This is a genomic window from Paenibacillus sp. GCM10027626 (assembly GCF_042676285.1).
GTDB lineage: Bacteria > Bacillota > Bacilli > Paenibacillales > Paenibacillaceae > Paenibacillus_Z.
The window spans coordinates 390,224-399,488 of the sequence record NZ_JBHTHC010000004.1 but is presented as its reverse complement, the minus strand read 5'-3'; the positions used below and the strand labels follow the sequence as shown (position 1 = coordinate 399,488).

Sequence of the window (9,265 nt, the reverse complement as noted above, 5' to 3'; positions counted from 1 at the left end):
ATTCCACATTAAGTTTTTCGTTGGAAATACTCAATGAATATGGTTTGCCTAAAAGCGCCTAAATAGCAGGTTCTACTCCACAAATAGTCTGCTGGAATTTCATGGAACCGATGTGGGTCAAGCTTAGCATTGGCGTCCGTTAGATGAAACGGGGCTCACCCCCCTGGACTTCGCCTGCCGGTAACAGATGCCATAGGACGTCGTCAGTCGCTTTTTCTCATCATAAAAGTTTAAACGTTTTAATAATTATGTAATGCATGACTAATTTTTTGTAAAAGGAATATTTTATATTGACAGCTTAGTTGTAACAGGATACACTCGGTTTGAAAGTTAAATCGCTTTAACTTTCGTGCAATCAGGTTAGTGAAGGCAGGCTAATGAGAGGTAAGGAGGGGATAATTATCGGCTGATTGAAACCGCATACATCGTTTGGCGATGGCAGTAGGCTGGAATGAACGATCATGATGAATTAGACGGGGAAGGGGTTGAATGTACGTGAATGCAGGAAGAAGCAGAAATAAAATGTACCGCATGATGACTTGTCTGTTGCTGGCGGTCATGCTGCTGGCAATGAATTTCACGAATCTGGCAGTTGCCGCCGATGAATCCGCTGAACCTCAGATATTGGCAGAATGGCAGTTTGCTGACGAAGGAGAGAACGGAGTCTCGGCAGCGACGGGAGGCGCCTATCAAGCGGCAGCCCTGTTTCAGAATGTGGGAGCAACTTTCGAATATTACAGCAGCAAAGCGCTTAGCTATCAGGGCTGGGGCGGAGATTACAGTCAGAAGTATTGGCTGGCTGCCTTCCCGACTAAAGGGTTTAAAAACATAACCTTATCGTCGGAGCAGACTTCTTCGGGATCCGGGCCGCGAGATTTTAAGGTGCAGCTGAGTACTGACGGGCAGGCGTGGTCGGACGTGGCGAATACGAATATTCAGATGACGGCGATTTCGTCCTTCACTTGCCCGGATGATGCATGCAAGCTGAAAAATGTTGCCCTCCCGGAGGCCGCCAACGATCAGGAGCTGATCTATGTGCGCTGGATCGTCCGGTCTGGGTTCAATACGAAGGGCGAGCCCAATGCGATAGGAGGCGGCGGCTCCAGTCTGATCCGGAACATTGCGGTGCAGGGGGAACGGACGGACAATGCCGGGATTATCGTTCCAACGATCGATATATTCAAGCTGCCTAAAGACGCGGCCGAGAATGTGCCAGTCGAAGAGCCGTTAACCGTAAAATTTAATAAAGCCATTGCGACTAACGCCGGCTCCGCTCTGACGATCGTCGATGATGAGAACGTGCCAGTACATAATGTGGCGGCGGAGATCGTGAACGGGAATACAATAAAAATCAGCCACCCGCAATTCAAGTATAGCAAAACATACACGGTCACGATTCCGCAAACTTTCGTAACCGGTACTGACGATACGGCTCTTGTCCGCGGCATTTCCTGGAGCTTTACGACTCAGGCTTCGCCATTCGCTCCGAAGCTGATCAATATGACCTTTAATGGCGATCCGAAGTCGAGCATTGCATTTGCCTGGTATACGGATCAAATGACGGATACTGTGGTGCAGGTAGCGGAAGCTTCCAAGGTGCAAGGAAATGTCTTCCCTGACGATGAAGCGTTGATCTACAAGGGAACGGCTGAGGAAATCGCAACATTTATGAAAACCTCTGACCGGGATTCCAAAACCTACGCGAAGTTTATTAGCCATAAAGCGATCGCTGATCAGCTGAAGCCAGGCACGGCTTATAAATATCGTGTCGGCAACGGCAATGCCGATGGGTGGAGCGCGATCGGCTCATTCACCACTGATACAGCCGGCAATCAGCCATTTCGCTTTATTGCCGGATCAGACTCGCAGGCTTCAAGCAAGTCGGATTTCGAACCGTGGGCCGATACGTTCAGGAAGGCAGTCGATTTCATCGGCAATCCCAAATTTTTGATCAATGCAGGCGATTTGGTGGACAATGGAGACTTGGAGGAGCAATGGCAGTGGATGCTGGATGCAGCACAACAGTCGCTGGCCAATGTCCCGTTCGTCCCGGTGCTTGGCGGACATGAGGTTAACGATTATGACGGCGATGTTACGACGCCTAACAATAACTTCTACAACCATTTCAATTTGCCGAAGCAGGTTGTGGCCGGAACGCATGAAGGGTCAGTCTATGCCTTCGAATATGGCGATGCGCTCTTCATGGTTTTCAATTCGCAATTTGAAGGGGCGCTTGCTGAAGACGGAAAAACGGTAGACTGGGCTGATAAGGAGTTTTGGGATCAGGTCGCCTGGATGAAGAACACGGTGGCAAAAAGCGATAAAAAGTGGAAGTTTGTGACGTTCCATAAAGGGCCTTATGGAGCGGGCGACAACTCTGCGCAATGGGAGGATGAGCGCGTACAGTTTTATAAAAAGTATTTAATCCCCGCCTTTGACGAGATGGGAATCGATATGGTGTTCGAAGCCCATGATCATATGTATATGAGATCCTTCCAAATGTACAATGATGAAATTGTAACGGATATCAAGTTTGATGAGCAGGGCAATGCCCTCAATCCGAAAGGAACCGTCTACTTGATGTCCAACGCGTTCGGCAATAAATTTTATACGAAAAACAACAAGCATTACATTGATGAGAATGGCGACGCCCAGGAATTGCTGGACGAAAACGGCAACCCGATTCCTTATGACGACTATTTTGCTGCGATCGATGAACAGCCATTCAAAAAAATGTTCACAGATGTATCGGTAGCGGATCAGGTGCTGGCTTTTACTGCTTACACGGCTGCAGTGGAAGATGCCGGCAAAGCCGGCGCTGTCGGCGAGGGGCTTGTTGCCTATGACAAATATGGCATTAAGCGAACAGACGTCAAGCCGGCCAAGGCGGAAAACGCCAAGGTGCGGATAGAGGGCGGCAAAGCGGTCATCTCCTGGAGTAGGCCTGCTGTTGGCCCGGAGCCTGTCAGAGGGTTCCGCATCTATGAGAAGAACGATAAAGTGAAGCAATTTTGGAGTGTCTATGTTCCGGCAGAGGAAGGCAAGAGTGAATACAGCTACACGCTGGACAACATCAACGCAGATAAGAAATATGACTTTATCATTAAAGCTGTAGGGACGAGATTGAATTCCGATCCGGTCGAGGTGTCGACAATTGAGGGGCCGGTTGAGCACGAGCCACCTTCGGCGCCGGCAGATTTGCAAGGAAAAGCAATGTCCGCCTATCAGGTTCATTTGACATGGTCGGCCTCCCCGGGATCTGTGCCAGTCTCTGGATACAATGTTTACCGGAACGGTGTGAAGGTTGGGGCGGTCAATGCGTCAACGCTCTCTTATCAGGACACGGGTCTGTCCCCGGATACGATCTATACGTATAAGGTGACAGCGGTTAGCGCGGAGGATATTGAATCTTTGGCAAGCAATGAAGTCCAGGTAACGACGAAGCGGCCGGCGGCAGGTCAAGGCCCGTTCAAAGCTTTTCCGCAGCATACAGCTTATGCGGGAGGAACAATCAAGCCTAGCCATGTGACCCAAGCGGAGATGGATGCGACCGTAAAGAGGTTGTATGACGAATGGAAAAAGAAATATTTGAAACAAAACCCGTATGCGCCGGATCAATATTATGTCTGGTATGCGGATGGCGATTGGTTTGAGGATGGGGAGATAACGGTATCTGAGGCCCATGGTTACGGCATGCTGATTACAGCGATTATGGCCGGACATGATGCGGAGGCCAAAAAATATTTTGACGGCATGTACCGTTACTTCAAGGCGCATCCGAGTGAAATCAATCCCGAGCTAATGGCCTGGCAGCAGGCGGATAATGGGACGGCGATCATCGATATTAACGGTGCAGATTCCGCTACAGACGGTGATATGGATATTGCCTACGCATTGCTGCTCGCGCATGAGCAGTGGGGCAGCGCCGGAGAAATTAACTATTTTGCGCAGGCGCGCAAATTAATCGATGCGATTATGCAAAGTGAAGTCAATCAGACGGAATGGACATTAAGAATTGCCGATTGGGCGACCGACGGAAAATATGCCGGCGCTACCCGCCCATCCGATTTTATGCTGCAGCATATGAAGGATTACAGAATTGTATCCGGCGACAGCAGGTGGGATCAGGTCATCGATAAAACGTACACCATTACACAGAGCCTGTTTGAGAAATACAGTCCGAACGCCGGTCTCCTTCCCGATTTTGTCGTGAAGGGCGCTCAAGGGCATATCCCGGCGCCACCGTTGTTTTTGGAGTCGGAGTATGATGGCGATTATAACTACAATTCCTCGCGTGTGCCATGGCGGATCGGCACCGATTATCTCTTGACCGGAGATACTCGAGCGAAAGCGCAGCTAAGCATGATCAACAAATGGATACGCGAAACGACAAACGAAGATCCGAAGGGCGTTATGGCCGGCTACAAGCTTGACGGCTCGGAGCCGATAGCGGATTACGAAGATATTTCGTTCACGGCCCCATTCATGGTCAGCGCGATGATCGACGGCGCCAATCAGCAATGGCTGAACAAATTGTGGGACTATAATGTTGCGGTGAAGACGGAGGATGATCTTTATTTCGGCAATAATCTCCGGCTGCTCAGCATGATTGTCGTATCCGGCAACTGGTGGACTCCGGCAATTACAGATATGGAAGCTCCTTCGGCGCCGGTAAATTTGCGGGCCGAAAGTGTATCCAGTACCCGCATCGATCTAAAATGGACGGCCTCCACCGACAATCTGGGGGTTGCCGGCTACAAAATATTCCGCGACGGCAAGGAGATTGCTGAAACGACGGATACTTTCTACAGCGATACGGGACTAAGCCCAGGCACGCTCTATCAGTATTACGTTATTGCTTTCGATGCGGCCGGCAACTTCTCGAAGGCGAGCAATGCGCGTAATGTTGCAACATTGCAGGGCGGCTCTGACACAGGAGGCATCATTGTAAGCCCGCCGTCAGACTGGGCCTATACGTTCTCTGCCGGCAGCAGCGGCGTTGCAAACTTGGGCGACAAGGTAAAAATAATCATTCCCGAAGGAGCGACAACGCAGCAGTTGAAGCTTGCGATCGAACAATTGGCTCAGACCGATCAGCTCATTGTCAAAGGCGAGACGCTCCTCAGTCCGATATTTGAAATTCGCAAAAACTTTGCGGATAAATTCAGTAAGCCAGTAACCCTCATATTCGGATTCGACGCCGCCAAATTGCAGAACAATCAAGTGCCAGCAGTATTCTACTTCGATGAAGCGGCCAAGAAGTGGGTGAAGCTCGGCGGCAAAGTAAAGGACGGTAAAATTGAGGTGGCCGTTGATCAGTTTTATAAATTTGCTGTAATGGCGGTCGATCAATCTGATGAAACTGTAACGGAACCGGGCAAGCCGAGTTTCAAAGATATTTCCGGACATTGGGCGGAAACGGATATTCGCCAGGCGCTTGCAGACGGCATCGTCAAAGGGTATGCAGACGGAACATTTAAACCAGGAAACCCGGTAAGCCGGGCAGAATTTACAGTGATGCTGATGCGGGTGCTGAAACCGCAAACGGCGGGAGCGGAGCTGTCTTTTACAGATAAGGCGGCGATTGGCGGCTGGGCGCTTCAAGCGGTATCCCAGGCTGCCGATGCGCAAATCGTTAAAGGCTACACGGATGGCAGTTTCCGTCCGAATGCGCCGATTTCCAGAGCAGAGATGGTCAAAATAATTGCGGCCGTCGTCGGTATTGACGATGATGCTACTGGGACGACAAGCTTTGCTGACGACAGGACAATACCTGCTTGGGCCAAGAAAGCGGCCGAGACGGCCGAGAAGCGCGCACTTATCCTGGGGCGAAGCGGCAACAAGTTCGTACCGGAAGCTGTGACGAGCCGTGCTGAAGCGGTTACGATTCTGTTGAGAATGCAGCGTTTTATGGAGAAGTAGGCGATATTTCTTGCCGGTTATAAGTAATAGAGGCGAGCCGTCTCAGGGCGGATTCCCTCTATTGCACCCTGCGGATTTTTTGAAAAATCTGTGCTTGCGCAAATGGTTTTTTTGTTATAAAATTCCTGTATAAAGTTTAAACGCTTTAACTTTCTGACAAGCGAGTAAAGGGGGCATTGTATGAAGCGCAGCAGAGAGCAAAGGCGCGAAAGCAGATATTTCTATTTTTTTATCTCGCCCTGGCTGATCGGTTTCCTTGTTTTTGCCTTATATCCAGTCGCTGCATCGTTTTATTACAGCTTCACCGACTATGACATTATTCATGCGCCCGTCTATGTCGGTCTGAATAACTTCAAGGAGCTGCTTCATGACGATCACTTCTGGAACTCGATCGTGGTAACACTTAAATATACCTTCATCAGTGTCCCAATCACGCTGTTTCTTTCCCTGATTTTTGCGATTTTGATTAACCAGAAGGTGCCGTTTCGCGGGTTCTTTCGGACAGCGATGTATTTTCCCAGCATGATTTCAGGGGTATCGATGTCGCTATTGTGGTTCTGGGTGTTTAACCCGCAAGCGGGATTGTTCAATTACGGATTGTCCTTGTTCGGCATTAAGCCGATCCACTGGTTTCTCGATGAGAACTATGCGCTGTGGGCGCTGATTATTATGTCATTCTGGGGCATGGGCGGCGGGATGCTGATCTTTCTCGCCGGGCTGCAAGGGGTGCCCGCCCATCTGCTGGAAGCGGCAAGGCTGGATGGGGCAGGCCGCTGGAGAACGTTCTGGAGCGTGACCTTTCCGATGATATCTCCAGTATTCCTTTTCCAGCTCATTATCGGCGTCATTGATTCCTTTCAGGTATTTACACAAGCGTATACGATTACAAGGGGCGGTCCGAGCTACTCCACCTGGTTCTATGTGTACAATATCTACATCAACGCCTTTAAAAATTTCCGCTACGGATATGCATCGGCGATGGCTTGGCTGCTGCTGGTCGCAGTCATGCTGGTCACCTATCTGATAATGAGAGCGTCGAATCGGTATGTGTATTATGAAGGGAGGCGCGGCCGTTGAAAGAAGTGTCGATCCATACCCGCGATGTTCCAGCGGGAGCCGGCAGGAAACGACTGGATTTGGCGCGGATTGCCGGGTTTCTGATTTTGCTGGTTGCGACGGTCACCATGCTGTCTCCTGTCTGGTTCATGATCTCGACCTCCCTGAAGACTTCCAAAGAACTGCTGGTGTTTCCGCCAACATTTATACCGAAGGTATTTGCCTGGGAAAATTTTAGCGAGCTGTTCATTAACAATGATATCAAGTTAGGCGAGCAGTACAAAAACAGTCTTATCGTAGCTGTAGTAACGGTAATCGGCACAGTGCTCTCTTCGTCGTTTGTGGCGTTCGGATTCGCCAGATACCGGACGAAAGCGAGCGGCTTTATGTTTATGCTGGTGCTCAGCACTTTGATGCTGCCTTATCCGGCGATTATGATTCCACAATTTTTGCTGTTCATGAATCTGGGCCTGCACGATTCCTTGCTTCCGCTTATTTTGCCGTCCTTTTTCGGCTCGGCTTATATGATTTTTCTGTTAAAGCAATTTTTCTCCACGATGCCTGATGAGCTTTATGATGCCGGCCGCATAGACGGATGCAGCGAATTCCGGCTTTACTGGAATCTTACCCTTCCGCTGGCGCAGCCTGCGCTTGCGACCGTAGCCATCTTCTCCTTCATCTGGAGTTGGAACGATTTGCTCGGTCCGGTGCTTTATTTGGATTCGCAAGAGAACTTCACGCTCCCGGTCGGGATGGCGGCGATGCTCTCCTCGAAATTCCGTCTTGCTCCGTGGCATTTGCTGATGGCGGCTTCGATTCTGGCGGTGCTGCCGATTGTGCTGCTGTTCGCAGTCGCCCAGAAGAGATTTGTGGAAGGCATTGTGCTGACAGGCATCAAGTAGCTTTATTAATTTTAAGGGGGAAATGAGAAACATGAACAAAAAGTGGATGTCTGTTCTCGTTAGTATGTCACTTGTGCCGCTGCTGCTGGCATCGGCATGCTCCAGCAAGGATGGCTCTGGTTCAGGAAACGGCGGCAAAGAGGAGCAGGTTACAATTACACACTATACGATCGACTCTCCTGACCGGACTTTTGTCGAAAAATTAATTCCTGATTTTGAAGCCAAGCATCCTAACATTAAAGTAAAGGTCACCAAAGCGCCTTATGAGCAGTTCGACTCCAAACTGCAATCCTCAATAGCGGCAAAAAACTCGCCGGATGTGACTTCTCATTGGGGCTACGGCGGTTTTATGGAGTACTACAACAAAGGCATGCTGATGGATCTGACTCCTCATTTGGACGGATTCAGCGGAGCGGATTATAACATTCCCGAGGATGTCATGAACATCTATAAGGTAGATGGCAAAACATACGGCATTCCGCTTAACAGCTATGTGACGGTCATGCTTTACAACAAGGACCTGTTCGATAAAGCCAACCTGCCTTACCCGCCAACGGATTATGAGGATAAAAGCTGGACATTCGAGAAGATGGTAGAGTATGCGGCAAAAATCACAGTAGATTCCAAAAATCTGGACGAGGCGCAATACGGTGTCGATTTCGGGTTCGGAGAGCGCGATCAGCGTCCGCAATATTTCGGGGCGAACGTCTACTCTGAAGATACATGGACCAACGGAGGCAAGCCTTCCGAGGTCAACCTGACAAAGCCGGAGGTCATTGAAGCCTATAAAACAATTTATGGTCTCATTTACGATAAAAAGGTTTCGCCTACCCCCGCTTTTTCCCAGACGGTATCCGGGCAATTTGGCGATCCGTTCTTATCCGGCAAAATCGGCATGTCGGTCGTTGGCTCCTGGAGCCTTGCCGCATCCTCCGATTTCAGCTTTAATGTAGGCGTTGCCGCTGTTCCGCAAGGACCGAACGAGAAAGTAAGAAGCGTGCTGTATGTCGATCCGTTATTCGTGCTTAAAGATTCCAAGCATCCGAAGGAAGCTCTGGAGTGGATTAAATACCTCCTTTCGACAGAGGTTCAGGAGAAATCCATCGAACTCAGCGGCGGCAACCCGCCTGTTAACCAAGCAGCAGCCGAGAAATATTACAATAATTTTGAGGGCATCGATCCTGCAGGAATTAAGCAAGTGTTCGAAGGGGCCTATAAATACGGCTTCGAATCCTATAATCACCTCATCTCCAACTACTCGCAAATCAATGAATTGTTTATCAATGAGCTGGCGGGCGTCGAGAACGGCGAGAAGAAGGTCGAAGACGTGCTGCCGGGGATCGAGCAGAAGCTGAAGGATTTGCTGGCCAGGGTGAACAAGTAAC

General features: G+C 49.8%; 4 protein-coding genes. All 4 read left to right on the top strand.

The annotated features are described in order from the left end of the window. Positions 1-495: 495 nt before the first annotated feature. The 4 genes from ACFQ0N_RS11470 (at position 496) to ACFQ0N_RS11455 (ending at position 9,264) form a co-directional block, all read left to right on the top strand. A complete protein-coding gene (locus ACFQ0N_RS11470; protein WP_379325999.1) occupies positions 496-5,922 on the top strand; it encodes a glycosyl hydrolase family 8 in 5,427 nt (1,808 codons plus the stop codon). 180 nt (positions 5,923-6,102) lie between these two features. After that, on the top strand, positions 6,103-6,999 hold the full coding sequence (locus tag ACFQ0N_RS11465) for a carbohydrate ABC transporter permease (RefSeq protein WP_379325997.1): 897 nt from the start codon (positions 6,103-6,105) through the stop codon (positions 6,997-6,999). Positions 7,000-7,004: 5 nt separating this feature from the next. Continuing rightward, complete coding sequence (locus tag ACFQ0N_RS11460; RefSeq protein ID WP_379326037.1) at positions 7,005-7,880, top strand: carbohydrate ABC transporter permease; 876 nt, start codon at positions 7,005-7,007, stop codon at positions 7,878-7,880. A 31-nt stretch (positions 7,881-7,911) separates the two neighbouring features. Further along, positions 7,912-9,264, top strand: a complete 1,353-nt coding sequence (locus ACFQ0N_RS11455; RefSeq protein WP_379325995.1) for an ABC transporter substrate-binding protein — start codon at positions 7,912-7,914, stop codon at positions 9,262-9,264. Position 9,265: the final 1 nt, after the last annotated feature.

Coding starts and splice junctions, on each gene's coding strand:
- ACFQ0N_RS11465 (WP_379325997.1), top strand. CDS start 6,103: ATGAAGCGCAGCAGAGAGCAAAGGCGCGAAAGCAGATATTTCTATTTT.
- ACFQ0N_RS11455 (WP_379325995.1), top strand. CDS start 7,912: ATGAACAAAAAGTGGATGTCTGTTCTCGTTAGTATGTCACTTGTGCCG.